We start from the raw sequence: 25173 nt of genomic DNA on the forward strand, positions 1-25173 counted from the left end.
CGCTCAAGCACCTCGGCCAGGGGAAACGGGCAATTCATCGGCCTCGTGCAATTGCTCCCACAGCTCGGCTGCTCCCGGAAAGTCCGTACCGTCTTCCGGCTCCAGCGCCTCCGGGTCGTAACGACTCAGGCAGCCCTCACCCAACGTAGCAGGCGCCTTGGACGTGGCTTTATCAAGTGGGTCGGTCATGGCCTGGTCCTGAAAAGTGCGGGGAATGAAAAAGGGCCTGCAGCGATTTAACGCCCAGGCCCTTCTTTGTTCAACCAAGACGCTTGAATCAGAATACGACCGTCTTGTTGCCGTGCACCAGCACGCGGTCTTCCAAGTGATAGCGCAGGCCACGGGCCAGCACCATCTTCTCGACATCACGGCCAAACCGCACCATGTCCTCAATGCTGTCACTGTGGCTGACACGCACCACGTCCTGCTCGATGATCGGACCGGCATCCAGCTCTTCAGTGACGTAATGGCAGGTTGCGCCAATCAACTTCACGCCACGCAGGGAAGCCTGGTGGTAAGGCTTGGCCCCCACGAACGAAGGCAGGAAGCTGTGGTGAATGTTGATCACCTTGCCTGCGTATTCGCGGCACAGCTCAGGCGGCAGGATTTGCATGTAGCGCGCCAGCACAACCACGTCGGCCTCATGCTGCTTGACCAGGCGAGAGACCTCGGCGAATGCCGGCTCCTTGTCCTGCGGGTTGACCGGCACATGGTAATAGGGAATGCCATGCCACTCGACCATGCTGCGCAGGTCGTCATGGTTGGAGATCACGCACGCGATCTCGCAGTCCAGCTCGTCGCTGTGCCAGCGGTGCAGCAAGTCGGCCAGGCAGTGGGATTCGCGGCTGGCCATCAACACCACGCGCTTTTTCTGCTCGGTGTCGGTGATGTGCCAGGTCATCGAAAACTCTTCTGCGATGGGCGCAAATGCCTCGCGGAACGCTTCAAGACCAAAGGGCAGCGTGTCGGCACGGATTTCGTGACGCATGAAGAACCAACCGCTGAGGTTGTCCGAGTGATGGCTCGCCTCGGTGATCCAGCCGTTGTGGGAGGCCAGAAAGTTACTGACTTTGGCAACGATGCCGACCCGGTCCGGGCAAGCAATCACCAGCCGAAAAGTGCGCATTAGGGGGGAACTCCAGAACTTCGCAAAGGCCGCCATTCTAGCGATTGTGCAGAAAAACTGCAGTATTCGATGAGCCTTATTCTGATCCGTTGCCCTGGCCACGTCCCTTAATAGCGCATGGTTTTACCATCGCTATATGAATGAACAGCGCACGCTGCAGCAATTATGCAAATTTCAAGGAGATTATTTTCGGGGTAGCCCCCTACTAATTAACTCGATTGCATAGCGTCTTCACAAACATTCAAAGTAATTCACCTGAATACGCGCTTAAATGTTTACTTGGGGAAACCGCCTGACTATTATTGGACCACTATCCCTGTCAATCAGCGTTCTACATAAGGTAGTCCACATGTCTCTGATCAACGAATACCGTGCCACCGAAGAAGCTATCAAAGAGCTGCAAGCTCGTTTGAAGAACCTGTCCCAAGATGACAAACTGAAAACCGAGCTGGAATTCGAAGGCAAACTGCGCACCCTCATGGGTGAATACTCCAAATCCCTGCGTGACATCATCGCGCTGCTGGATCCAGAGTCGAAAGTTAAAGCACCCCGTGGCGCCGTGAAAACTACCGGTACCAAGCGTGCTCGCAAGGTCAAGCAATACAAGAACCCGCACAACGGCGAAGTGATTGAAACCAAAGGCGGTAACCACAAAACCCTGAAAGAGTGGAAAGCCAAGTGGGGCGGTGACGTGGTTGAAGGCTGGGCTACCCTGCTGGGCTAAGCCTCACCCGGTCTGCGCTTGATACGCGACCCATTAAAAACGCCAGCTTGCTGGCGTTTTTTATTGACCGTCTTTTCTACAAACCGCTACTACCGATTCACACGAGCGGCTAAAGAGTCAGCATATCTCTGCCATTGCTCCAGCACCTGCTGCTGAAACGGCGTCGCACTAACGGCCAACTCCTGCCGAGCGTGATTAAATGCCTCCAAGGTATTCGGCGCGCCGAATTCAGGATTTGCCAAACGTTGCTGACAGAAAAGTTTCCAGCGTTGTAGCTCCTCGCTGTTCAGCGTATCGGGGAAGTTACGCGCCCGGTAGCGAAACAATAATTCAGGCAAACGGTGATCATCAAAAGGCCACTGCTGGCTGGCTAATTGCGCAGGCTCAGCCGCCCGGACTTGCTCGCATAAGCGTCGATCACGATCCCCGATAAAACCCTCGTAAAGCTGCTGTTCCGGGTCTGAACTCGGTGCAAAATCTTCCTCGGCGTAAATGACTGCCAACTTATCGCGCCAAAGTGCCTGTGCGTCAGTTAGCCGCAGCGCCCGCGCCTGGCAAATATCCATATCCAATTGCAGGCGTTCACGATCCTCGGCCCGCAGTACGTTCAAGGGCGCGACCACGGGGCAACGGTTGATATGCACCAACTTGAGCGGCACCGGCAGCTCGCCCTCGGCAAGGTCCTCACGACGGGTGTACAGGCGTTGGCGCAAGGCAGCGGCATCCAGGTCCAGCAGCCCCTGGGGATCGAGCCCAAGGTCGCAGACAATCAGCGCATTGCGGTTGCGCGGGTGCCAGGCCAGGGGCAGCACGACCCCCAGGTAATGACGCTCGGCAGAAAAACGTCCGGAGATATGCACCATGGGTTGCAGCAAGCGCACCTGGTCCATCACCCGTTGCTTGCTGCGCAGTTGAAACAGCCAGTCGTACAGCTTGGGCTGCTTCTCGCGCACCAGGCGAGCCAGGGCGATGGTGGCACGCACGTCGGATAACGCATCGTGGGCCTGGCCGTGGTCAATCCCGTTGGCGGCGGTCAGGCGCTCGAGCTTGAGGGTCACGCGCCCGTCCTGCTGGGGCCACTCGATGCCTTCCGGGCGCAGGGCGTAGGCAGTGCGAACCACGTCGATCAGGTCCCAGCGGCTGTTACCGCCCTGCCACTCCCGCGCGTAGGGGTCGAAAAAATTGCGATACAGGCTGTAGCGCGTCATTTCATCGTCAAACCGCAAGGTGTTGTAGCCTGCGCCGCACGTCCCCGGGGCCGCCAGTTCGGCATGTACACGGGTCATGAAATCGGCCTCGGCCAGGCCTTTTTCCGCCAGTGTTACAGGGGTGATGCCGGTAATGGCACAGGCGGCGGGATGGGGCAGGATGTCGTCGCTGGGCTTGCAGTAAAGATTGACCGGCGGGCCGACCTCGTTGAGATCGAGGTCCGTACGAATGCCGGCAACCTGCAGTGGGCGATCGCTGCGCGGGTTGATGCCGGTGGTTTCATAGTCGTACCAGAAAATGGAGGTCACGGGCTATTCCTGTGCTGAAGATCGACGAAGTCTAGGCGTTCAGCCGTGTTCGGGGCCAGCACCAATTCTACTGTACAAACATCCAGCAAAACCTTGAGTAGTTGCTTCCATCACCGACACTGTTAGCATCCGTGTCTCCAGCCGCTCTGCACTGCCAAGGATCGCGATGCCATCAGCCCCATTGGACACCCTCTACCAGATCGAGACCCCGGAGGGCATCGACCTGCCGCTGCGCCCAGCCGGCCTGGTGCCACGGGCGCTGGCATTTGCCTTCGACCTCGGCGCACGTGCAGTGATCATGGGCGTGCTGCTGGTGCCATTGGCGTTGCTCGGCAATATAGGTGTTGGCCTGGGGTCGCTTCTGCTGTTCCTGGTCAGTTGGTGGTACATGGTGCTGTTCGAGGTACTCAACCAGGGCTGCTCACCGGGCAAACAGGTCATGGGCTTGCGGGTCGTGCAGGACGACGGTACCCCCATAGGCTGGTCGGCGTCGCTGATCCGCAACCTCCTGCGGTTTGTCGACATGCTGCCTTTCGGCTACTTTCTCGGCGCAATCAGTTGCCTGCAACATCCTCATTTCAAACGCCTTGGCGACCTGGCCGCTGGCACCTTGGTGGTCTACCGCGAACAGCCTCTGGCACGTCCCCAGGTGCCCCAAGCTGCAGCCCTGCGCTTGTCGTTTGCCCTGGACCTGAGTGAACAGCGAGCGATTCTTGGCTTCGCCGAACGCCAGGGCGAACTGTCCCCTGAACGGGTACACGAACTCGCCTCGATCCTCGCGACGCCGCTGCAGGTGTCCCCGGCCCGCGCCGTGGAGCAACTCAACGGTGTGGCCCGCGGCCTGCTGGGGCCGACATGAAGCAGAGTCTTTTCGAAAGCCGTTACCAACACCAATGGCAAGCTTTTGCCGAACAACTGAAGCAGTTGGAACACGGCAAGGCCAAGGCCAGTGATATGGCCGATTTCCCTCATCAATACCGGCGTCTATGTCAGCTCCTGGCCCTCGCCCAGGAGCGCGGCTACAGCAGTTACCTGGTGGATCCCCTGCAACAACTGGCATTGCGCGGCCATCAACAACTGTATCGCCACCGCAGCCAATTGGCCGCGAACGTGCTGAGTTTCGTCCTGGCCGATTTTCCGCGTCTGGTGCGAGAACAGTGGCGTTTCGTGTTGATTGCCAGCCTGCTGTTCTTTGGCAGCCTGCTGGGCATTGCCCTGCTGGTCTACCTGTTCCCCGACCTGATCTACAGCATTGTCAGCCCCCAGCAGGTGGCAGAGATGCAGGGCATGTATGACCCCGAGGCCAGCCGGCTGGGGCGCGCCGCCGAACGTGCGTCGAGCGAAGACTGGATGATGTTTGGCTACTACGTCATGCACAACATCGGTATCGCCTTTCAGACATTTGCCGCCGGCTTGCTGTTCGGCCTGGGCAGTGTGTTTTTCCTGATATTCAACGGGCTGATCATCGGCGCGGTTTCCGGGCACCTGACCGAAATCGGCTATGGGCAGACCTTCTGGTCATTTGTCATCGGCCATGGGGCCTTTGAGTTGACGGCCATAGCACTCGCCGGTGCCGCAGGCTTGCAACTGGGCTGGGCGTTGATCGCCCCGGGGCAACTGACCCGTGGCGAATCCCTGCGGCTCGCAGCGCGCAAGAGTGTGCAATTGCTGTGCGGTGTCATGGTGTTCCTGCTGATCGCAGCATTTATCGAGGCCTACTGGTCTTCCACCACCCAGATCGCCCCTTGGATCAAATACCTGGTGGGTGCTGCACTCTGGCTGCTGGTGGCGGCTTACCTGACCCTTGCCGGACGGACTCGCCATGCGCCTGAGTAATGCCAGCGTGGCGATTCGCCCGCGTACCGCATGGGAGGCCATGGACCTTGGGGTATTAATGGCCCGGGAACATCGCCTGCTATTGATGAGCAGTTGGGCGCTGGTGACCCTGCCGGTTTTTGCCCTGCTTACCGCGTTGCTATGGAAATACCCGTCCACAGCCATGTTCCTGTTCTGGTGGCTCAAACCGGCGTTCGACCGCTTGCCTTTATATATCCTCTCCAAAGCCCTGTTCGGCGAAACACCCAGCCTTAAGCAGGCCGTGCGCGAATGGCCAAGACTGCTTAACCACCAACTGCTGGCCAGCCTGACCTGGCGCCGACTTAGCCTCAGCCGCAGTTTTGTAATGCCGGTCAGCCAGCTCGAAGGCCTGGACGGCCAGGCGCGCCAGAAACGCCTGGGCGTGCTGCTGCAGCGCAATGCAGGAGCCGCGCGCTGGTTGACCACCGTTGGGGTGCACCTGGAAATCGGCCTGTGGTTCGGCTGCATGGCGCTGTTCTATCTATTCATTCCGCAACAGCTTGAACTGGATTGGGATTGGGATTGGCAACGGCTGGCGCTGGCGACGGGCTCCGAGGGGGTCTGGCTGGAACACTTGAGCAACGCCTTCTACGCCTTGATCCTGGTGTTTTGGGAGCCCATCTATGTTGCCTGTGGTTTCAGCCTTTATCTCAATCGCCGCACCCTGCTGGAGGCGTGGGACCTGGAGCTGGTATTCCGCCGCCTGCGCCAGCGTCTGAGCAGTGTGGCGCCACTGTTAGTGCTGGTGATCGGGCTGACCTTGCTGCCATTCAACCTGCCCGCCATGGCGGATGACGCCAAGCCACTACCTCCCCAAAGCGCAAGCCAGTCCATCAAGTCGCTGCTGGACAAGCCGCCCTTCAAAAATCCGGAAACCGTCACCCGCTATCGCTTTGGCGAAGAAAAGCCCGTCGTTAAAAACAAGGCACACAGTGACGGCAAACTTCCGGCGTGGCTGCAAGCGCTGCTGGACAACCTCAACAGCAACACGTTCAAGCCTGTCGCCCAAGGCCTGGAAGTGCTGTTATGGAGCCTGCTGATCGGTGGTGTGGCCCTGCTGGCCTGGCGTTATCGGGACTGGTTGCACACCTTTGTCAGCCTGCGCGGGGCACGTACACCCAAAGCAGCGAAACCACCACCCGCGCAATTGTTCGGCCTGGAACTGGGCGCCGAGACCCTGCCCGAGGATATCGCCAGCGCCGCCGAGCAACTCTGGTCTACCCAGCCACGGGAGGCCCTCGGCCTTTTGTATCGTGGCCTGCTGAGCAGGTTGCTGCATGACTTCAACCTGCCCCTTAAAAGTGCTGACACCGAAGGCCAGATCCTGCAACGGGTTCACCAATTGCAGCAGCCGCAGTTGCTGGCCTTCAGTGATGAATTGACGCGGCACTGGCAAAACCTCGCCTATGGCCATCACCTGCCCCCGGTCTCAGTCCAGCAGACATTGTGCAACGATTGGCGTGCCCTGTTCAGTGCGGGAGGCGTCCGATGAACCGGCCATTACTGTGGGTGGGGCTGCTGTTGGCGTGCCTGCTTGGAGCGGGCGGTTTTTACGCATGGAGCAAAGCGATCCCCTATGAAGAAGTGGTGGACCGCGGCCCCTCCCCGGAAGCCCAGGCCAATCCTTACCTGGCAGCCGAACACTTTCTGCGCCTGCAAGGCTTGGCCGTGGAGCGCGCCAATGGCCTGGAACGCCTGGCGAGCCTGCCCGCCAAGGGCAACAGCCTGCTGTTGCTGGGCGAACGCGGCAACATGTCGCCACGCCAGGCAGGGCAACTCCTGGACTGGGCCAGGTCCGGCGGCCATCTACTGGTAGTCGCCGAGGCCCTGTGGGACGACGAAACCGGCAAGAGCGGCGACCTGCTGCTCGATCGCCTGCCTATCCACCAAGTCCTCAGCGATGAACCCGACGCCCCCGCCCCGGCCCCGACCCGCAAAAATAAAGCACCGGACCTGACCAAACTGTATGTCGACAACGACACAGCCCCGGTCTATTTCAGTTTCGACACCGACTTCAATCTCATCGACCCCAAGCACCTGGCACAATTTTCAGCCAATAGCGCGCGGTCGAGCCACTTGATGCAACTCGACCTCGGGCAAGGCCGCGTAACGGTGATCACCGACAGCGAGCTGTGGAAAACGCCGGACATTGGCAAACACGACAATGCCTGGCTGCTGTGGCATCTGACCCAGGGCACTGCCGTAACCTTGTTGTTCAACGGCGACGTAGATGACCTGTTCACCCTGCTGCTGCGTTATTTCCCCCAGGCGTTGGTGGCGCTCATTGCCCTGATTGCCCTGGCACTCTGGCAGGCAGGTATGCGCCAGGGCCCAATCCAGGCGCCCGCCCCCAAGGCACGCCGGCAATTGCAGGAGCATCTGAAAGCCAGCGCCGACTTCCTGCTGCGTCGCAGCGGCCAAGGCACACTGTTGCAGGCCTTGCAGCGCGACATCCTGCGCGCCGCACGGCGGCGTCATCCTGGCTTTGAACATCTCGACAATACGGAACAGGGGCGAGTACTTGCCCACCTGACGCGCCAACCCTCCCACGTCATCAGCCAGGCCCTCGGCCCACTCCCGACGAAACGGCTTTCCAGTGCCGATTTCAGCCGGCAGGTGGCGTGCCTGCAAACCCTCAGGAATGCCCTATGAGCGAATTTCCCAGCGCTAACACCCTGCCCGGCGACTCTCTGCAACGCGCCAGCCAGCAGGCCCAGGCCCTGCGCATTGAACTGCGCAAGGCGGTGATCGGGCAGGATCAGGTAATCGATGATGTACTCACCGCGCTGATCGCCGGCGGCCACGTATTGCTCGAGGGTGTCCCCGGGCTGGGCAAGACCTTGCTGGTACGTGCCCTGGCCCGTTGCTTTGACGGCGAATTCGCGCGGATCCAGTTCACACCGGACCTGATGCCGAGCGATGTCACCGGCCACGCGGTGTACGACCTGCACACCGAACAGTTCAAGCTGCGCAAGGGGCCCGTATTCACCCACTTGTTGCTGGCCGACGAAATCAACCGCGCTCCGGCCAAGACCCAGGCAGCCCTGCTCGAAGCCATGCAGGAACGGCAAGTCACCCTCGAAGGCGAGGCGCTGCCCATTGGCCAGCCGTTCATGGTACTTGCCACGCAAAATCCCATCGAACAGGAAGGCACCTACCCCCTGCCGGAAGCCGAACTGGACCGTTTCATGCTCAAGGTACGCATGGACTACCCCGATGCGCAGCAGGAACTGGATATGGTGCGCGAAGTGACACGCTCATCACGGGCCGACATGCTGGACGTGCAACCGTTGCGCACCGTGCTGGAGGCCGAGGACGTGCTGCAGCTGCAACGGATCGCCAGTGAACTGCCCCTGGATGAACACGTGCTCGACTATGCCGTGCGCCTGGCGCGAGCAACCCGCAGTTGGCCGGGACTGGCCATAGGCGCCGGCCCGCGAGCCTCCATCGCCCTGGTACGCGGCGCCCGCGCACGGGCCTTGTTACGCGCAGGCGAGTTCGTCACACCGGATGACATCAAGGACTGTGCCCTGGCAGTACTGCGTCATCGGGTACGCCTTGCGCCAGAACTGGATATAGACGGGCTGGAGGTCGACCAGGTGCTCAAGCAGCTGCTGGACCAGATTCCGGCCCCCCGGCAATGACCCGTCCATGAAACCGACCCGTCTGTTATTAGCCTGGCTCAGCGTACTGCTGGGCTTGAGTATCCTGCTGGGCGCTGCGGCCGCCTTGCAGTTCAAGGTACCCGAGACCTTGCACTCAATAACATGGGGCTTGCTCCTGGCGCTGTTGCTGCTGGCCATGCTCGACGCACTGCGACTGCGCCGCCGACCCTCACCACGCGTGCACCGGCAGATGCCCGGCAGCCTGGCGCTGGGGCGCTGGGGCGAAGTCCGCCTGTCCCTGGAACATGACTACCCACAGGCGCTGACAGTGCAGGTGTTCGATCACATCCCCGACGGGCTGGGCGTGGAAAACCTGCCCCAGTCCATCGAACTGCACCCTGGTGAACGCAGTGAGCTGGGTTATCGTCTGCGCCCCTTGCGGCGTGGGCATTTCGCGTTCAGTCGCTGCGAAATCCACCTGCCCAGTCCCTTGGGGCTCTGGTCTGCACGGCGCTTTATCGAAACCGAGGATGCCACCCGCGTCTATCCGGACTTCGCCCGCCTGTACGGGGCACAACTGCTGGGTGTGGATAACTGGCTGAGCCAACTGGGGGTACGTCAACGGCAACGACGAGGATTGGGACTGGAGTTTCATCAGCTGCGCGAGTTTCGTGAGGGCGACAGCCTGCGACAAATCGATTGGAAAGCGACCGCTCGGCAACGTACCCCCATCGCCCGGGAGTATCAGGACGAGCGCGACCAGCAGATCGTGTTCATGCTCGATTGCGGCCGACGCATGCGCAGCCAGGATGACGAGCTGTCCCATTTCGACCACGCCCTCAATGCCTGCCTGCTGCTCAGTTATGTGGCCCTGCGCCAGGGCGATGCGGTGGGGTTGTGCACCTTTGCCACTGACCAGCCACGCTACCTGGCACCGGTCAAGGGCAGCAGCCAATTGAATCTGTTGCTCAATACGGTCTATGACCTGGACACCAGCCGCCGAACCGCCGACTACCAGGCAGCGGCCAGCCAACTGCTGGCCCGGCAGAAACGTCGGGCATTGGTCATTATTGTCAGCAACCTGCGGGATGAGGACGACGAAGCCCTGCTCTCCGCCGTCAAGCGCATCAGTCGTCAACATCGGGTGCTGGTGGCGAGTATGCGTGAGGAAGTACTCGATCGACTGCGCCAATCCCCCGTACAAACCTTGCCCGAAGCCCTGGCCTACAGCGGCACTGTCGACTACCTCAATACTCGGGATGAATTGCATGACCGCATGAACGCCCACGGCCTGTCGGCGTTGGATACGTTGCCATCAGAAATGGGCGCGGCCCTGGTGACACGCTACCTGGGTTGGAAGAAAGCCGGAGTATTCTAAAAAAGCGCACGACTGCGGCAGGGACAGCAGCACCCCGGCCGCGTCGACAGCGCGCCGCTTCTAGGCCGAAGCCTCCAAGGAATCAAAACTGAAGTACTGCAACAGCACGTTGATCAGTTGCCCATATTCCTCGGGGGCTTCAAGCACGCTGAACCCGGAATCATAGTGCTGCGGGTTGATATCTTCATGGCTCCACAGGCAGGTCGCGGTGATGTCAATGACATGGAACGTGTCGTCAGCCCCGGGTATCTTCAAGCGCAACTCGAAGTCCACATCGACCATCATGGGTAACTGGCTGACCAACATCAGCCCGTCGTCAGAGACGTTACCCAAAAAACCTATGGGTTTGTCGGTGACACGGTTAAACACTTGCAGGAAATACGGTAGTTGATGCCGCTCGATCCGTCGGTCGGTAAACATGGTGAGATCGCCATCCAGTGGCCATGACTCTGGCCGTGCCAGTGATTCGGAACGAGCGCAATTGCTCGCTCTCCCTGGATCTCGGTGTGACAACGGACAACATTTTGTCACTCGACAGCTGCCGAATCCGGGCCCTGCATCCGTTCGAATAGAAACTTGTACAAACGAACGTTGAAAGAATAGCCCAAGACTGGCAACGGGCCAGTTATTAAATGACGAATGCCATTACAAAGAGGCGGGCCGCGGCTGTGCCACGCTCGCACCGGGGTAATGGCCCAGTTGCTGCAAGGTATCCAGCCTCGCGCGGGCACGGTAGGCGTACTCGCTCGACGGGTACTGGTTAATGATGAATTGATAGGTTTGCACGGCGTCGACGAACAGTTTCTGGCGTTCCAGGCATTGCCCGCGCAACATCGAAACTTCCGGCTGTACATAACGCCGTGTACGGCTCTCGCGGTCGACCTGGGATAGCTCCAAGGTGACGCGCTCGCAATCCCCGACCTTGTATGCACGGTAGGCATTGTTCAAATGGTGGTCCATCGACCAACGGGTGCAGCCGACAACACTGACGGCAAGGGCAGCAATGAGCAAAATTCGCATGAAGGTTCTCCTGTCTTGTGCAGTGTATCGACCCCTCGTCAAAAATCTTCAAGGATGTTCATCTATTCAACCGGCGCGAAAACAAGCGAATCGTCGATAAGTAGTGCAAACGAACAATGACTACAACCAAAGAGCATAGTAGCCTTCCTCAGCGCTTGAACTCAGGAGTCTGTGCATGTCCGTCCGTCGTACCAAAATCGTCGCCACCCTTGGCCCGGCAAGCAACTCGCCGGAAGTCCTCGAACAGCTGATTCTGGCTGGTTTGGACGTTGCCCGTCTGAACTTCTCCCACGGCACCCCGGACGAGCACAAGGCTCGCGCCAAGCTGGTGCGTGACCTGGCCGCCAAACATGGCCGCTTCGTCGCACTGCTGGGTGACCTGCAAGGCCCGAAAATCCGTATCGCCAAATTCGCCAACAAGCGTATCGAGCTGAAGATCGGTGACAAATTCACCTTCTCCACCAGCCACCCGCTGACCGAAGGCACCCAGGACGTCGTGGGTATCGACTACCCGGACCTGGTCAAGGATTGCGGCGTCGGTGACGAGCTGCTGCTGGACGACGGTCGCGTGGTGATGCGCGTTGACACCGCGACCCCGACCGAACTGAATTGCACCGTGATCATCGGCGGTCCGCTGTCCGATCACAAAGGCATCAACCGTCGCGGCGGTGGCTTGACCGCCCCAGCCCTGACTGAAAAAGACAAGGCCGACATCAAGCTCGCCGCTGAAATGGAAGTGGACTACCTCGCCGTATCCTTCCCGCGCGACGCTGCCGACATGGAATACGCCCGTAAACTGCGCGACGAAGCCGGCGGTACCGCCTGGCTGGTGGCGAAGATCGAGCGCGCCGAAGCCGTGGCCGATGATGAAACCCTCGACGGCCTGATCAAGGCGTCCGACGCGGTGATGGTTGCCCGTGGCGACCTGGGTGTGGAAATCGGTGACGCCGAACTGATCGGTATCCAGAAGAAGATCATCCTGCACGCACGCCGCCACAACAAAGCGGTGATCGTCGCGACCCAGATGATGGAGTCGATGATCCAGAACCCGATGCCGACCCGCGCCGAAGTGTCCGACGTGGCCAACGCCGTGCTCGACTACACCGACGCCGTGATGCTCTCGGCCGAAAGTGCCGCCGGCCCGTACCCACTGGAAGCCGTGCAGGCCATGGCGCGTATCTGCGTCGGTGCCGAAAAGCACCCGACCAGCAAGACCTCCAGCCACCGCATCGGCAAAGTGTTCGAAAGCTGCGACCAGAGCATTGCCCTGGCCGCCATGTACACCGCCAACCACTTCCCGGGCGTGAAAGCGATCATTGCCCTGACCGAAAGTGGCTATACGCCGTTGATCATGTCGCGTATCCGTTCTTCGGTACCGATCTACGCGTTCTCCCCGCACCGCGAAACCCAGGCCCGTGCGGCCATGTTCCGTGGCGTATACACCGTGCCGTTCGACCCGGCGTCGTTGCCGCCCCATGAAGTCAGCCAGGCGGCCATCGACGAGTTGATCAAGCGCGGCGTAGTGGAGAAAGGCGACTGGGTCATCCTGACCAAAGGCGACAGCTACCACACCATCGGCGGCACCAACGGCATGAAGATCCTGCACGTTGGCGACCCAATGGTCTGAGTGACAGGCTGAAAAACAAAAGCCCTGCCATGTGAATGGCGGGGCTTTTTGCTTTCCGTGTGGCAGGGAGCATGTCGAATCGTCGCACCCACATGGGGTTAGCGCCTGTCCATAAACCCCGACAACGCCGCAATCGCTTCCGGCGACTTCAAGCGCTGCACAAACAACGCCCCCTCTTCCTCGATCACTTGCCGCAACTGCTCACGGTCCACGCTCTTCATCAACTGCTTGCAGACCTGCACCGCTCCCGGCGTCAGGGTTTCAAAGCGCTCGGCCATTTCCCGCGCCTTGGCCAATGCCGCTTCGCCACTGCCCAACGCTTCGGTGGCAATCCCCCACGCGGCCGCTTGTTCGCCGCTGAAGCCCTCACCCAGCAACAGCAGTTCAGCCGCCTTCGCGTGCCCCAGTAAACGCGGGAGGATCAGGCTCGACCCAAACTCCGGACACAGCCCCAAATTGACGAACGGCATGCGCAACCGGGCATCGCGGCTGATGTACACCAGGTCGCAATGCAGCAGCAGGGTCGTGCCGATCCCCACCGCCGCACCCGCTACGGCTGCGATCACCGGCTTGCGGCAGTTGAGCAGGCTTTTCATAAAGTGAAACGGTGGGCTGTCGAGGTCACCGGGCGGTTGCTCGAGAAAATCGCCTATATCGTTGCCGGCCGTAAAACACTCGCTGCTGCCCTGGATCAGCACGGCATTGACCTGCGGGTCCGCATCGGCCTGCTCCAACGCCTCGGCCAATTGGCTGTACATGGCTCGGGTCAGGGCGTTTTTCTTGTCCGGGCGATTGAGCTGCAGAGTCAGCAGCCCGCGCTCGCGTTGCAGCAGGATGGCGTCGGTCATGGCGAGTCTCACGGCAGTGGAATTCAGCACTCAACCACGGGGCAGGAACACATCGGCCAGCAGTTGATTGCGCGGCAGTCCCGCCAGGAACAGGCGCTTGGAGAAGGCCTCGACGCTGACAGGATGCCCGCAGAGTAAGGCCAGGGTTTGCCGGGAAACAAGCCGCAGTTGCGCCAATGCCTGGGCCGACTCGGCCGCAGTCCACAGCTCCAACGTCAGGTTCGGATGATGCGCAGCCAGTTCGGCCAGGGGTCCGGCCAGGTAATGACCGTCGGCATCATGGGCCAGGTGAATCATACGGATGGCGCCCTGGTGATCCTGGCGCAACGCCTCGCGCAGCACACCCCACAGCGGCCCCAGGCCGGTACCGGAAGCCAGCAGCCACAGCGGCCGGGATTGCCAGTCGGGATCGTATTGCAGCGCGCCGCCACGCAATTCTCCCAGGCGCAGGCGATCACCCACCGACAAGGCTCGCGCGGCATCGCTGAATGCGCCGGGCTGGCGGCAATCGATATGAAACTCCAGGAATGCATCCTCCTGAGGCAGGCTGGCCAGGGAATAAGGCCGTGCCACCTGCCCGGCCCACAACACCAGGTGCTGCCCGGCGCGATACCGCAGTCCACGCTCCGGTTGCAGCCGCAGGCGCAGCACCGAGGCATTCAACCAATCGGCCCCCACCACCTGGGCCGGCAGGCCGTCCCGCAGCGGGTCGAACGCCTCGACCTGCAGATCGCCGATCACCTGGCACTGGCACGCCAGGCGCCAGCCCTCCTGGCGTTGTGCCGGGCTCAAGGCAGCGGGCTGACGGTCCTCGACCTCGCCCTGGCACCGCACCAGGCACGCATGGCAACTGCCGGCACGGCAACTGTAGGGCACAGCCACACCCGCCTGGTTCAAGGCATCCAGCAGGTTGCTGCCGGTGGCTACCGACCAATGGCGTTCGCCGACGTACAGTTCAGGCATGGAAGGACTCAATCACAAGGGGTGCGCACAGGGAATCATGCCTGCGACAGTTTGACCATAGTCGGGTGTATCGGCCACCGTGCCGGGTTATACTGCCGCGCCTTTTTAGCGTCGCGCCTGCACCACTTGGCGTGCCTTGGAAAGGTGGACTCAGCCGACCGATGCACCCCACTGAGCCCACCTTTATTGAATGTTCCCTTATAGAGGAGCGCGACTCATGACCGTGATCAAGCAAGACGACCTGATTCAGAGCGTTGCCGACGCCCTGCAATTCATTTCCTACTACCACCCCGTTGATTTCATCCAGGCGATGCACGAGGCCTACCTGCGCGAAGAATCGCCGGCAGCCCGTGACTCCATCGCGCAGATCCTGATCAACTCGCGCATGTGCGCCACCGGCCATCGCCCGATCTGCCAGGACACCGGTATCGTCACCGTGTTCGTGCGCGTGGGCATGGACGTACGTTGGGATGGCGCCACCATGGGCCTGGACGACATGATCAACGAAGGCGTGCGTCGCGCCTACAACCTGCCGGAAAACGTCCTGCGCGCATCGATCCTGGCCGACCCGGCCGGCGCACGCAAGAACACCAAGGACAACACCCCGGCCGTGATCCACTACTCCATCGTCCCGGGTAACACCGTGGAAGTGGATGTGGCGGCCAAGGGCGGCGGTTCCGAGAACAAGTCGAAAATGGCCATGCTCAACCCGTCCGACTCGATCGTCGACTGGGTGCTCAAGACCGTTCCGACCATGGGCGCCGGCTGGTGCCCACCGGGCATGCTCGGCATCGGCATCGGCGGCACCGCCGAAAAAGCCGCGGTGATGGCCAAGGAAGTGTTGATGGAATCCATCGACATCCACGAGCTGAAAAAGCGCGGCCCGCAGAACCGTATCGAAGAGATGCGCCTGGAGCTGTTCGAGAAGGTCAACCAACTGGGCATCGGCGCCCAGGGCCTGGGTGGCCTGACCACCGTGCTCGACGTAAAGATCATGGACTACCCGACCCACGCCGCTTCGCTGCCGGTGTGCATGATCCCCAACTGCGCCGCCACCCGTCACGCGCACTTCGTGCTCGACGGTTCGGGCCCGGCGTCGCTGGAAGCGCCACCGCTGGACGCCTACCCGGAAATCGTCTGGGAAGCCGGTCCATCGGCCCGTCGCGTCAACCTCGACACCCTGACCCCGGAAGAAGTGCAGAGCTGGAAGCCGGGCGAAACCGTGCTGCTCAACGGCAAGATGCTCACCGGTCGCGACGCCGCGCACAAGCGCATGGTCGAGATGCTGAACAAGGGCGAAAACCTGCCGGTGGACCTCAAGGGTCGCTTTATCTACTACGTCGGCCCGGTTGATCCGGTGCGCGAAGAAGTGGTTGGCCCGGCTGGCCCGACCACCGCGACGCGGATGGACAAGTTCACCCGTCAGATCCTCGAGCAAACCGGCCTGCTGGGCATGATCGGCAAATCCGAGCGTGGCCCTACCGCGATCGAAGCGATCAAGGACCACAAGGCCGTGTACCTGATGGCCGTGGGCGGCGCTGCTTACCTGGTGGCCCAAGCCATCAAGAAGTCGCGTGTGGTTGCCTTCGCCGAACTGGGTATGGAAGCGATCTACGAGTTCGACGTGAAAGACATGCCGGTCACCGTTGCGGTGGACAGCAAGGGCGAATCCGTCCACATCACCGGTCCGGCCATCTGGCAGAAAAAGATCAGTGAAAGCCTGGCGGTAGAAGTGCAGTAAGCACTTTCCCGCAAGGATAAAGGCGACTGCGGCCCATGGCCCGGTCGCTTTTTTATTGCCTGCTGATTCACCTATGGCAAGCGGGTTTATTGTGGTGAGCGGGCTTGCCCCGCTCACCACAATAAACCCACTCTCCCCTTCAGCCACGACAGCCCCTCACCACAAGACCCAAGCCGCTCATGCTATGGTGCACTCCCCTTACCGTGCCTGCCCATCACCGTATGATCGTGATCCCTCGTCCCCTGCGCCTGACCTGCTATTCCCTGCTGATCATCGCCGGTGCGTTGCTGGCCGCTGCCTTGGCCACACGCCATGCCGAACGCCAGGCGTTGGTGGACGATGCGGCACGCGCCAACCAGCAACTGGCGCTGTACGCCAATTCCCTGCACACCCTGATCGAACGCTACCGCGCCCTGCCCGCTGTGCTGGCGCTGGACTCGGAGATGATCAACGCGCTCAAAGGCCCGTTGGACGCCGGCACCCAGGACCTGCTCAACCGCAAGCTCGAACGCATCAACGGTGCGGCGCAGTCCTCCACCCTGGAACTGATGGACCGCACAGGCCTGGCCGTGGCCGCCAGCAACTGGAACTTGCCGAGCAGTTATGTCGGGCACAACTACGGGTTTCGGCCGTATTTCAGCCAGACCAAGAGCCAGGGCACCGGGCGCTTTTACGCAGTCGGCGTGACCACCGGGATCCCGGGGTATTTCCTCTCCAGCGCCGTGCTGGATGAACACGAGCAGTTCCTTGGCGCCATGGTGGTGAAACTGGAATTCCCTGAGCTGGAGCGCGAATGGGCCCAGGGTGATGACCTGTTGCTGGTCAGCGACGCGCGCGGCATCGTGTTTATCGCCAACCAACCGGGCTGGCGTTATCGCAACCTGCACCCGTTGTCGGCCAGCGACCTGGTCGAACTCAAGGCCACCCGCCAATACGACAAGAAACAACTGCAGCCGCTGGACACCCAGACGTTGCAACGCTTCGACGAAAACAGCCACCTGATGCGCGTCAACGGCCCCGAAGGCAACGCCAATTACATCTGGGAGTCCCTGCCGCTGAAAGCCGAGGGCTGGACCCTGCACCTGTTGCGCAAACCCCAGTTCGCCTTTGAGGACCAGCGCAACGCCGGCCTTGCCGCCGCCGGCTCCTGGCTGGCGCTGGTGTTCCTGGTGCTGTTCCTCAGCCAACGCTGGCGCCTGGCCCGTTTGCGCCAGCGCAGCCGCGAAGAACTCGAACAGCTTGTGGAAGAGCGCACCCAGGCCCTGCGCACTGCCCAGGATGGCCTGGTGCAATCGGCGAAGTTAGCGGCGCTGGGGCAGATGTCCGCCGCCCTCGCCCATGAGATCAATCAGCCGCTGACCGCCCAGCGCATGCAGTTGGCGACCCTGCGGTTGCTGCTGGACCACGGTCGGGTGGACGACGCCTACAAGGCCCTGACCCCGCTGGACGATATGCTCACACGCATGGCCGCCCTCACAGGCCATCTCAAGACCTTTGCGCGCAAAAGCCCCAGCGGCCTGCGCGAACGCCTCGACCTGGCCACCGTGGTCGACCAGTCCCTGCACCTGCTCGACGCGCGCCTGCGTGATGAAGCCATCGGCACCGTGCTCGACCTGACCCGCCCCGCCTGGGTACGCGGCGATGCGATCCGCCTCGAACAGGTGCTGATCAACCTGCTGCGCAACGCCCTCGACGCCATGGCCGACAAACCCCGCAAGCGCCTGAAAATCCGCCTGCACGCCGATCAGCAACTGTGGCAACTCACGGTCAGCGACAGCGGCGGCGGGATTGCCGAAGAGCACCTCAACAGCGTGTTCGACCCGTTCTTCACCACCAAGCCGGTGGGCGACGGGCTCGGCTTGGGCCTGGCGGTTTCCTACGCTATCGTGCACGAATTGGGCGGACGCCTGAGCGCCAGTAACCGTGGCGACGGCGCGGTATTTACCCTGACCTTGCCTATCGCGCTGGAGACACCCGACTTATGTTGAACGCGGTGATTGTGGTCGATGACGAAGCCAGCATTCGTACGGCCGTCGAGCAATGGCTGAGCTTGTCGGGGTTCGAGGTGCAGTTGTTCAGCCGCGCCGAAGCCTGCCTGGCGCAACTGCCCAAGGACTTTCCCGGGGTGATCCTGAGCGACGTGCGCATGCCCGGGCTCAGCGGCCTGGAGCTGCTGGCCGAAGTGCAACGCCGTGACGCCGACCTGCCCGTCATCCTGCTGACCGGGCATGGCGATGTACCGATGGCCGTCGAAGCCATGCGCGACGGCGCCTACGACTTCCTGGAAAAACCCTTCAGCCCCGATGCCTTGCTCAACAGCCTGCGCCGCGCGTTGGACAAGCGCGGGCTGATCCTGGAAAACCGCCGCCTGCACCAACAGGCCGATCATCGGGCACAGTTGGAGTCGAGCCTGCTCGGCGTGTCCCGGGGCTTGCAGAACCTGCGCCGGCAGGTACTCGACCTGGCGACCTTGCCGGTCAACGTGCTGATCCGTGGCGAGACCGGCAGCGGCAAGGAGCTGGTCGCCCGCTGCCTGCATGACTTCGGCCCACGCGCGAAAAAACCGTTTGTGGCGCTCAATTGCGCGGCGATTCCCGAGCAACTGTTCGAGGCCGAACTGTTCGGCCACGAAAGCGGCGCCTTCACCGGTGCCCAGGGCAAGCGCATCGGCAAACTGGAGTACGCCCATGGCGGTACGCTGTTCCTCGATGAAATCGAAAGCATGCCCCTGGCCCAGCAAGTGAAGCTGTTACGGGTATTGCAGGATCAGAAGCTGGAACGCCTGGGCTCCAATCAAAGCATTCATGTGGATTTACGCATCATTGCCGCCACCAAGCCGGACCTGCTGGAAGAAGCCCGCGCCGGGCGCTTTCGCGAAGACCTGGCCTATCGGCTGAACGTTGCACAACTGCGCCTGCCGCCTCTGCGCGAGCGCCGCGAAGACATCCCGCTGCTGTTCGATCACTTTGCCCAAAGCGCCGCCGAGCGCCTGGGTCGCAGCGTGGAACCGCTGAGCGGCGCGCAACTGGGGCGCCTGCTCAGCCATGACTGGCCGGGCAATGTGCGCGAACTGGCCAACGTCGCCGAACGCCAGGTGCTGGGCCTTGGCGAACCGGAACCGGAAGGCATCGAAGCCGGGCAATCGCTGGCCGCGCAGCAGGAGGCGTTCGAGGCCCATTGCCTGAAGGCCGCATTGACCCGGCATAAAGGTGATATCAAGGCGGTGCTGGCGGAGTTGCAGCTGCCACGGCGCACCTTCAACGAAAAGATGCAGCGCCATGGGTTGGCCAGGGACATGTTCCTGAAAGATGAATGAGCGAATTTCCGCTCATCCCCCTAAAAAGCATCAGCGACTTTCCGCTCAAAATAAACCCGAGCCCCTTCTAGACCGGGCCTTCATCTACCTGGCACAGCTCCTGCTATAGCCCCAGCCAGGCTGCGCTCGCGCCGCTCCATAAAAACAACTAGATGAAGGATCCTTCAATGGATAACTCCAACACCTTGCCCCTGGGGTCGGCGGCCGCGCCGGCCAAAGAACGCACCACCACCAGCCGCATCAAATCGATCTTCAGCGGGTCGGTCGGCAACATGGTCGAGTGGTACGACTGGTACGTCTACGCCGCGTTCTCGCTGTACTTCGCTAAAGCCTTCTTCCCGAAAGGCGATACCACCGCCCAATTGCTCAACACCGCCGCGATCTTCGCCGTGGGCTTCCTGATGCGTCCGATCGGTGGCTGGCTGATGGGCCTGTACGCCGACCGTGCGGGTCGCAAAGCCGCACTGATGGCGTCGGTCCTGCTGATGTGCTTCGGCTCGTTGATCATCGCCCTGAGCCCCGGTTACGAAACCATCGGCGTCGGCGCACCGATCCTGCTGGTGTTCGCCCGCCTGCTGCAAGGCTTGTCGGTCGGTGGCGAATACGGCACCTCGGCCACCTACCTGAGTGAAATGGCCACCAAGGAACGTCGCGGTTTCTTCTCCAGCTTCCAGTACGTGACCCTGATCTCCGGCCAGCTTATCGCCCTGGCAGTACTGATCGTGTTGCAACAAGTGCTCACCACCGAGCAACTGTACGACTGGGGCTGGCGTATCCCGTTCGCCATCGGCGCCCTGTGCGCAGTGGTCGCGCTGTACCTGCGTCGCGGCATGGAAGAAACCGAGTCGTTCACCAAGAAGGAAAAAGCCAAGGAAAGCGCCATGCGCACCTTGATGCGCCACCCCAAGGAACTGATGACCGTGGTCGGCCTGACCATGGGCGGCACCCTGGCCTTCTACACCTACACCACCTACATGCAGAAGTACCTGGTGAACACCGTCGGCATGAGCATTTCCGATTCCACCACGATCTCGGCGGCAACGCTGTTCCTGTTCATGTGCCTGCAACCGATCGTCGGTGGGCTGTCGGACAAAGTCGGGCGTCGGCCGATCCTGATCGCCTTCGGCATCCTCGGCACACTGTTCACCGTACCGATCCTCACCACCCTGCATACTATCCAGACCTGGTGGGGCGCGTTCTTCCTGATCATGGCCGCGCTGATCATCGTCAGCGGCTACACCTCGATCAACGCCGTGGTCAAGGCTGAACTGTTCCCAACCGAAATCCGCGCCCTGGGCGTAGGCCTGCCCTATGCACTGACCGTGTCGATCTTCGGCGGTACCGCTGAATACATCGCGCTGTGGTTCAAGAGCATCGGGATGGAAACCGGTTACTACTGGTATGTGACTGCGTGTATTGCGGTGTCGCTGGTGGTCTATGTGACCATGAAGGACACACGCAAGCATTCGCGCATCACCACGGACTAACGGTTGGATGCAGTAACAAATGTGGGAGCGGGCTTGCCCGCTCCCACCTGTTGAATCAGGACACCTCTGCTACCGGGCTCCGGCCATGCCGCCGCTGTGCATACGACGCCCCGGCAATCATCACCACCAGCACCGCCGCCAATACCGCCGATGATCCAATGGTGCCGAAATCCAACCCGCCCTTTTCATGGGGCTTGGTCAGGAAGTCGCCCAGGGTTGCACCAAACGGCCGGGTCAGTACAAACGCCACCCAGAACAACAGCACCGACGAGATTTGGGTGAAGTACTTGAGCGCCAGCACCGCGGCGATGGTCGAACCAATCAACAAGGCGCCACCGGCAAAGCCGAGCCCCGAATCGTCCGCCAGGAAGTCGCCCAACGCAGTGCCCAGGGTGTTGGAGAACAGGATCGCCATCCAGTAGAACAGCTCGCCTCGGAAAGTCTGCACCTTGTTCACGTTCAGCGAGTCACCACTGAGATGCCACATCGCAAAGATGATCATCAGGATCACGATCAGGATCATCGACCCGGTGGCATAGCCCAGGCCCAGAGTGCGGTCCATGAAATCCGACATGGTGGTGCCGGCGGTGCTGGTGGACAGGATCACGATCCAGTACAGCACCGGGTTGTAGGTTTTCGACCAGAGTTGTGTCACCAGAGTGACCAGGAACACGCTGATAAGGATCATCGAGCTGATGGCGTAACCGACGTTCAGGGTCATCGACAACAAGTCCCCGGCGGTTTCGCCCAGGGTGGTTGCGCAGATTTTCATGACCCAGAACGCCAGGGTGATCTGAGGAAGTTTATTCATGCGGTAGAAGGCTCCGAGGCTCAGTCTTATAGGGGGTATCGACCTTGGGCGCAGACTGAACGGGCCGCTGTGAAAAATAGGTGGCCGCTGAATGAAAATTCCATAGGGCCGATGGAAATTCGTCGCCATGGATTGCACTATGGCTGCCTCCCAGAACCCCGCAGCAGGAACCCGGCCATGTCTGACGCTATCCACTTCTACGAACCGGCCAACGGCCATGGCCTGCCACATGACCCGTTCAATGCCATTGTCGGGCCACGGCCGATTGGCTGGATTTCATCTCACGACAGTAACGGGCGCCTGAACCTTGCGCCCTACAGTTTCTTCAATGCGTTCAACTACATTCCGCCGATCATTGGGTTTTCCAGCGTCGGGCGCAAAGACAGCCTGAACAACATCGAACAGACCGGCGAGTTTGTGTGGAACCTGGCCACCCGCCCGCTGGCCGAGCAGATGAACCAGAGCTGCGCGGCCGTCTCGCCGGAGGTGAATGAGTTCGAGTTGTCCGGCCTGACACCGGTGGCGTCGAAAATCGTCGGCGTGCCGCGAGTGGGCGAGAGCCCGGTGTCGTTCGAGTGCAAGGTGACGCAGATCATCCAGCTGCAGCGCGCCGACCAGCAGTTGGTGCCCAGCTGGCTGGTGCTGGGCGAGGTGGTCGCGGTGCACATTGCCAAGTGGCTGCTCAAGGATGGGGTGTACGACACTGCCGCCGCCGAACCGATCCTGCGCGGCGGCGGCCCGGCGGACTACTTCCAGTTGGGCCCGGAGGCGCTGTTCAAGATGTATCGCCCAGGCGCCAGCAAACCCTGACTGAAATACACCAAAAAAGTGGGAGGGGCTTGCCCTAATGCCAGTCAGTTAAGGCTTTTTGTAGGAGCGAGCTTGCTCGCGAAAAACTCACAGGCGCCGCGTTCATTCAGGAAGCACGCGTTATCGTTGACGTTTTTCGCGAGCAAGCTCGCTCCTACAGGAGGCGATGTACGCTTAACTGACTGGCATTAGGGCTTGCCCCCGATGGCAATGGCACATCCAACATCGTTGTTGACTGACACACTGCTATCGGGAGCAAGCCCCCTCCCACATTAGAGGGTCGGCGTTGTTCAGCTCGCGGCGCTCGCCCAGGTCAGTTGACCCTCTTCATCCACATCGATCAGCCGCTCGAGCTGCACGGTGGCTGCATCATCGGCGTCGGAGGCGGTCTTGAAGGTCTGTCCATCCAGGATCTTGTGAAACTGCGGTGCGCCCATGCCATCCAGCGCCTTGACGGCGACGGCGGCGCTGTAGCCCCCTTCACCTGGTACTACGGCGGATACGGCTTCGTGGTGGGCAAATTGTTTACGTGCCATGTTGCAGGTCCTGGCCAATGGAAAAGTTGGCCATTCTAACCATTAACCGGCCAGTTGCAGGTACTCGCCGTAGGCATTGGCGGCGGAGGCATCGGTGAAGGTCTGGAAGTCCATGCTGCGCACGACCATGTCGTTCAACAGCTCGGTGAAGATCATCAGGGCCGGCGAGTTGAAGTAGGCGCTCATCGCCTGCTCGCTGCTCCAGAAACCCGAGATCAACCAGACATCGGGATCGACCTGGGAATGCTGCAACGAAAATTGCAGGCAACCCTGAGCCTGACGGCCCGGTTCGATCAAACTGCTCAAGCGTGCACCCAGTTCGGTGCTGCACCCGGTGCGGGCGCGGATAAAGGCCATATGGCTCGCGGGAATGGGGGTGGACATGTTCGACTCTCCCGTTGAGAAGTGATGCTCGGCAAGCACTGTGAGGGCGTGTTGCCACAGGATCAAAGATAACGGCGCGGGTGCGGGCGCGGTTAGTCAATTCCTGCAGGCTTATTGCACAATCCTGCGAGAAGCGTAGAGAGGACGTAGGGACCGCCGGTTCGATTCCACAGGCAAACGCCTTATTTCAGGGACATGACAGCCCGAGAACTTGCCTGATTCACGACACGTCGCAGGATCAGGCAAGGATTGTGCAGAATCGACCTAACACTGTTTGAAAAGCCGCCGCTAAGCTGAGCCCATCAAAAAAGCATGCAGAGGACGCCTTATGCCGTCGCCCGAACAACAGTCCATGCCCCTCGACGCCGAGACGGAAAAACAGCGCGCCGAGCTGGCGAGCATCGTGCATCGTCATACCTGGGAAGACGGCTCCTATGGCACGGCGATTACGTCACTGTTCCTGAACCGCCACAACACGCCGCGTGACTTCATGCCGGTACTGGTGGAGCCGGCGTTGTGCATCCTCGCCAACGGCAGCAAGGAAGTGCGCCTGGCCGACGAAATCTTTGCCTACGACCCGCTCAATTACCTGGTGTTCTCGGTGGCGATGCCGGTGGCCGGGCGAATCATCGATGCCACGCCGGAAGATCCGAACCTGTCAGTGCGCATCAATATCGACCCGGCGCAGCTCACCGCCTTGATCGCCGAGGCCGGCCCCATGGGCGTGCCCACGCGCCCGACATCGCGCGGGATGTATGTGGACCGCATCGACCCCCAGTTGCTCGACGCCGTGCTGCGCCTGGCGCGCCTGCTGGATACGCCCAAAGACATTGCCATGCTGGCGCCGCTGATCAACCGTGAAATCCTCTACCGCCTGCTGCGAGGTCCCCAGGGTTATCGCCTGTATGAAATTGCCGTGGCCAACAGCCAGAGCCATCGCGTCAGCCAGGCGATCAAGTGGCTCAATGGCAACTACGAACAACCGCTGCGCATCGATGACCTGGCCAAGGAAGTGAACCTCAGCGTCTCGACCCTGCATCACCGTTTCAAGGCGATTACGGCCATGAGCCCGCTGCAGTACCAGAAGCAGCTGCGTTTGCAGGAAGCACGTCGACTGATGATTGCCGAAGGGCTGGAAGCGTCGGCGGCGGGGTATCGGGTGGGGTATGAAAGCCCGTCGCAGTTCAGCCGGGAGTACAGCCGGTTGTTTGGGGCACCGCCGCTGAGGGATTTGGCACGACTGCGCCAAAGCGTCTGACCCCCTTTCCGTCGATACCGTCTTATCCCGCACCGCGCAAAACCCCGTAGCAGCTGTCGAGCCCCGGCGAGGCTGCGTCGGTCGCGGCTCGGGCTTGAATCGGCAGCGCGCCCGACGCAGCCTCGCTTGCGCTCGGCAACTGCTACGGGGGTGAGGCCTTGATGG

At 61.1% G+C, this 25173-nt stretch carries 24 protein-coding genes; 14 read left to right on the forward strand and 10 right to left on the reverse strand.

The features are described 5' to 3' along the window. Positions 1-3 precede the first annotated feature (3 nt). Positions 4-189 carry a hypothetical protein gene (locus BFP99_RS33670; protein WP_074847545.1) on the reverse strand — a complete coding sequence of 62 codons (186 nt, stop codon included), beginning with the start codon at positions 187-189 and terminating at the stop codon, positions 4-6. A gap of 88 nt (positions 190-277) precedes the next feature. Next, on the reverse strand, positions 278-1126 hold the full coding sequence (gene purU, locus BFP99_RS18815; protein ID WP_015885632.1) for a formyltetrahydrofolate deformylase: 849 nt from the start codon (positions 1124-1126) through the stop codon (positions 278-280). 349 nt (positions 1127-1475) lie between these two features. On the opposite strand from purU, the gene mvaT reads away from it, so the two are divergent. Next, positions 1476-1850: a histone-like nucleoid-structuring protein MvaT gene (gene mvaT, locus BFP99_RS18820; RefSeq protein WP_003175830.1), complete on the forward strand. Its 375-nt coding sequence runs from the start codon at positions 1476-1478 to the stop codon at positions 1848-1850. Between the two features lie 89 nt (positions 1851-1939). Here mvaT and sbcB read toward each other — a convergent pair whose 3' ends face one another. Next, on the reverse strand, positions 1940-3367 hold the full coding sequence (sbcB, locus tag BFP99_RS18825; protein WP_065947887.1) for an exodeoxyribonuclease I: 1428 nt from the start codon (positions 3365-3367) through the stop codon (positions 1940-1942). Between the two features lie 166 nt (positions 3368-3533). Between sbcB and BFP99_RS18830 the strand changes: the two genes are divergently transcribed. The 6 genes from BFP99_RS18830 to BFP99_RS18855 are packed head-to-tail and all read left to right on the forward strand — an operon-like array spanning position 3534 to position 10207. Further along, positions 3534-4226, forward strand: a complete 693-nt coding sequence (locus BFP99_RS18830; protein WP_065947888.1) for an RDD family protein — start codon at positions 3534-3536, stop codon at positions 4224-4226. Continuing rightward, positions 4223-5203: a stage II sporulation protein M gene (locus BFP99_RS18835; RefSeq protein WP_065925880.1), complete on the forward strand. Its 981-nt coding sequence runs from the start codon at positions 4223-4225 to the stop codon at positions 5201-5203. The genes BFP99_RS18830 and BFP99_RS18835 overlap by 4 nt, the downstream gene beginning before the upstream one ends. Further along, positions 5190-6716, forward strand: coding sequence for a DUF4129 domain-containing protein (locus BFP99_RS18840; RefSeq protein WP_065947889.1), 1527 nt, complete (start codon positions 5190-5192; stop codon positions 6714-6716). The genes BFP99_RS18835 and BFP99_RS18840 overlap by 14 nt, the downstream gene beginning before the upstream one ends. Beyond that, positions 6713-7876 (forward strand): DUF4350 domain-containing protein, encoded by a 1164-nt coding sequence (locus tag BFP99_RS18845; RefSeq protein WP_065925878.1) that lies wholly within the window; start codon positions 6713-6715, stop codon positions 7874-7876. Before BFP99_RS18840 ends, BFP99_RS18845 begins: the two co-directional genes overlap by 4 nt. After that, entirely contained in the window at positions 7873-8868 is a 996-nt protein-coding gene (locus tag BFP99_RS18850; protein ID WP_065947890.1) for an AAA family ATPase, read from the forward strand. The genes BFP99_RS18845 and BFP99_RS18850 overlap by 4 nt, the downstream gene beginning before the upstream one ends. Before the next feature lie 7 nt (positions 8869-8875). Beyond that, positions 8876-10207, forward strand: coding sequence for a DUF58 domain-containing protein (locus tag BFP99_RS18855; protein WP_065947891.1), 1332 nt, complete (start codon positions 8876-8878; stop codon positions 10205-10207). Between the two features lie 60 nt (positions 10208-10267). Here BFP99_RS18855 and BFP99_RS18860 read toward each other — a convergent pair whose 3' ends face one another. Both BFP99_RS18860 and BFP99_RS18865 read right to left on the reverse strand, forming a co-directional pair. Next, complete coding sequence (locus BFP99_RS18860) at positions 10268-10627, reverse strand: PilZ domain-containing protein (RefSeq protein ID WP_065925875.1); 360 nt, start codon at positions 10625-10627, stop codon at positions 10268-10270. A gap of 225 nt (positions 10628-10852) precedes the next feature. Further along, on the reverse strand, positions 10853-11227 hold the full coding sequence (locus BFP99_RS18865) for a hypothetical protein (protein ID WP_025854787.1): 375 nt from the start codon (positions 11225-11227) through the stop codon (positions 10853-10855). A gap of 175 nt (positions 11228-11402) precedes the next feature. Here BFP99_RS18865 and pyk point away from each other — a divergent pair, with 175 nt between their 5' ends. Further along, on the forward strand, positions 11403-12854 hold the full coding sequence (pyk, locus tag BFP99_RS18870) for a pyruvate kinase (RefSeq protein ID WP_027605512.1): 1452 nt from the start codon (positions 11403-11405) through the stop codon (positions 12852-12854). A 98-nt stretch (positions 12855-12952) separates the two neighbouring features. On the opposite strand, the gene BFP99_RS18875 is transcribed toward pyk, so the two are convergent. Both BFP99_RS18875 and BFP99_RS18880 read right to left on the reverse strand, forming a co-directional pair. After that, positions 12953-13702 (reverse strand): enoyl-CoA hydratase-related protein, encoded by a 750-nt coding sequence (locus BFP99_RS18875; RefSeq protein WP_065947892.1) that lies wholly within the window; start codon positions 13700-13702, stop codon positions 12953-12955. Between the two features lie 30 nt (positions 13703-13732). Then, complete coding sequence (locus BFP99_RS18880; protein WP_065925873.1) at positions 13733-14665, reverse strand: iron-sulfur-binding ferredoxin reductase; 933 nt, start codon at positions 14663-14665, stop codon at positions 13733-13735. A 217-nt stretch (positions 14666-14882) separates the two neighbouring features. On the opposite strand from BFP99_RS18880, the gene BFP99_RS18885 reads away from it, so the two are divergent. The 4 genes from BFP99_RS18885 (at position 14883) to BFP99_RS18900 (ending at position 21209) form a co-directional block, all read left to right on the forward strand. Next, positions 14883-16406: a fumarate hydratase gene (locus BFP99_RS18885; RefSeq protein WP_065925872.1), complete on the forward strand. Its 1524-nt coding sequence runs from the start codon at positions 14883-14885 to the stop codon at positions 16404-16406. A gap of 221 nt (positions 16407-16627) precedes the next feature. Next, the gene (locus BFP99_RS18890) at positions 16628-18394 is read left to right on the forward strand and encodes an ATP-binding protein (protein ID WP_065925871.1); all 1767 of its coding nucleotides are present in this window, start codon (positions 16628-16630) and stop codon (positions 18392-18394) included. Next, positions 18388-19722, forward strand: a complete 1335-nt coding sequence (locus tag BFP99_RS18895; protein ID WP_065925870.1) for a sigma-54-dependent transcriptional regulator — start codon at positions 18388-18390, stop codon at positions 19720-19722. The genes BFP99_RS18890 and BFP99_RS18895 overlap by 7 nt, the downstream gene beginning before the upstream one ends. Before the next feature lie 167 nt (positions 19723-19889). Beyond that, entirely contained in the window at positions 19890-21209 is a 1320-nt protein-coding gene (locus BFP99_RS18900; protein WP_065925869.1) for an MFS transporter, read from the forward strand. Positions 21210-21264: 55 nt separating this feature from the next. Here the strand turns inward: BFP99_RS18900 and BFP99_RS18905 are convergent, their stop codons facing one another. Beyond that, positions 21265-22020, reverse strand: a complete 756-nt coding sequence (locus BFP99_RS18905; protein WP_065925868.1) for a COG4705 family protein — start codon at positions 22018-22020, stop codon at positions 21265-21267. Positions 22021-22197: 177 nt separating this feature from the next. On the opposite strand from BFP99_RS18905, the gene BFP99_RS18910 reads away from it, so the two are divergent. Continuing rightward, positions 22198-22830 (forward strand): flavin reductase family protein, encoded by a 633-nt coding sequence (locus BFP99_RS18910; protein ID WP_065925867.1) that lies wholly within the window; start codon positions 22198-22200, stop codon positions 22828-22830. A 290-nt stretch (positions 22831-23120) separates the two neighbouring features. On the opposite strand, the gene BFP99_RS18915 is transcribed toward BFP99_RS18910, so the two are convergent. Then, positions 23121-23366, reverse strand: coding sequence for a hypothetical protein (locus tag BFP99_RS18915; RefSeq protein ID WP_053135736.1), 246 nt, complete (start codon positions 23364-23366; stop codon positions 23121-23123). Positions 23367-23408: 42 nt separating this feature from the next. Then, a complete protein-coding gene (locus BFP99_RS18920) occupies positions 23409-23750 on the reverse strand; it encodes an antibiotic biosynthesis monooxygenase family protein (protein ID WP_065925866.1) in 342 nt (113 codons plus the stop codon). A gap of 328 nt (positions 23751-24078) precedes the next feature. Here BFP99_RS18920 and BFP99_RS18925 point away from each other — a divergent pair, with 328 nt between their 5' ends. Next, positions 24079-25008 (forward strand): AraC family transcriptional regulator, encoded by a 930-nt coding sequence (locus tag BFP99_RS18925; protein ID WP_065947893.1) that lies wholly within the window; start codon positions 24079-24081, stop codon positions 25006-25008. Positions 25009-25173 lie beyond the last annotated feature (165 nt).

Source organism: Pseudomonas sp. 1 R 17 (assembly GCF_900067035.1).
Taxonomy (GTDB): Bacteria; Pseudomonadota; Gammaproteobacteria; order Pseudomonadales; family Pseudomonadaceae; genus Aquipseudomonas; species Aquipseudomonas marginalis.

Excerpts from the sequence above, each read along its gene's own strand:
- BFP99_RS33670 (WP_074847545.1), bottom strand. The coding sequence starts at position 189 with ATGACCGACCCACTTGATAAAGCCACGTCCAAGGCGCCTGCTACGTTG.
- purU (WP_015885632.1), bottom strand. The coding sequence starts at position 1,126 with ATGCGCACTTTTCGGCTGGTGATTGCTTGCCCGGACCGGGTCGGCATC.
- mvaT (WP_003175830.1), top strand. The coding sequence starts at position 1,476 with ATGTCTCTGATCAACGAATACCGTGCCACCGAAGAAGCTATCAAAGAG.
- BFP99_RS18830 (WP_065947888.1), top strand. The coding sequence starts at position 3,534 with ATGCCATCAGCCCCATTGGACACCCTCTACCAGATCGAGACCCCGGAG.
- BFP99_RS18835 (WP_065925880.1), top strand. The coding sequence starts at position 4,223 with ATGAAGCAGAGTCTTTTCGAAAGCCGTTACCAACACCAATGGCAAGCT.
- BFP99_RS18840 (WP_065947889.1), top strand. The coding sequence starts at position 5,190 with ATGCGCCTGAGTAATGCCAGCGTGGCGATTCGCCCGCGTACCGCATGG.
- BFP99_RS18845 (WP_065925878.1), top strand. The coding sequence starts at position 6,713 with ATGAACCGGCCATTACTGTGGGTGGGGCTGCTGTTGGCGTGCCTGCTT.
- BFP99_RS18850 (WP_065947890.1), top strand. The coding sequence starts at position 7,873 with ATGAGCGAATTTCCCAGCGCTAACACCCTGCCCGGCGACTCTCTGCAA.
- BFP99_RS18855 (WP_065947891.1), top strand. The coding sequence starts at position 8,876 with ATGAAACCGACCCGTCTGTTATTAGCCTGGCTCAGCGTACTGCTGGGC.
- BFP99_RS18860 (WP_065925875.1), bottom strand. The coding sequence starts at position 10,627 with ATGTTTACCGACCGACGGATCGAGCGGCATCAACTACCGTATTTCCTG.
- BFP99_RS18865 (WP_025854787.1), bottom strand. The coding sequence starts at position 11,227 with ATGCGAATTTTGCTCATTGCTGCCCTTGCCGTCAGTGTTGTCGGCTGC.
- pyk (WP_027605512.1), top strand. The coding sequence starts at position 11,403 with ATGTCCGTCCGTCGTACCAAAATCGTCGCCACCCTTGGCCCGGCAAGC.
- BFP99_RS18875 (WP_065947892.1), bottom strand. The coding sequence starts at position 13,702 with ATGACCGACGCCATCCTGCTGCAACGCGAGCGCGGGCTGCTGACTCTG.
- BFP99_RS18880 (WP_065925873.1), bottom strand. The coding sequence starts at position 14,665 with ATGCCTGAACTGTACGTCGGCGAACGCCATTGGTCGGTAGCCACCGGC.
- BFP99_RS18885 (WP_065925872.1), top strand. The coding sequence starts at position 14,883 with ATGACCGTGATCAAGCAAGACGACCTGATTCAGAGCGTTGCCGACGCC.
- BFP99_RS18890 (WP_065925871.1), top strand. The coding sequence starts at position 16,628 with ATGATCGTGATCCCTCGTCCCCTGCGCCTGACCTGCTATTCCCTGCTG.
- BFP99_RS18895 (WP_065925870.1), top strand. The coding sequence starts at position 18,388 with ATGTTGAACGCGGTGATTGTGGTCGATGACGAAGCCAGCATTCGTACG.
- BFP99_RS18900 (WP_065925869.1), top strand. The coding sequence starts at position 19,890 with ATGGATAACTCCAACACCTTGCCCCTGGGGTCGGCGGCCGCGCCGGCC.
- BFP99_RS18905 (WP_065925868.1), bottom strand. The coding sequence starts at position 22,020 with ATGAATAAACTTCCTCAGATCACCCTGGCGTTCTGGGTCATGAAAATC.
- BFP99_RS18910 (WP_065925867.1), top strand. The coding sequence starts at position 22,198 with ATGTCTGACGCTATCCACTTCTACGAACCGGCCAACGGCCATGGCCTG.
- BFP99_RS18915 (WP_053135736.1), bottom strand. The coding sequence starts at position 23,366 with ATGGCACGTAAACAATTTGCCCACCACGAAGCCGTATCCGCCGTAGTA.
- BFP99_RS18920 (WP_065925866.1), bottom strand. The coding sequence starts at position 23,750 with ATGTCCACCCCCATTCCCGCGAGCCATATGGCCTTTATCCGCGCCCGC.
- BFP99_RS18925 (WP_065947893.1), top strand. The coding sequence starts at position 24,079 with ATGCCGTCGCCCGAACAACAGTCCATGCCCCTCGACGCCGAGACGGAA.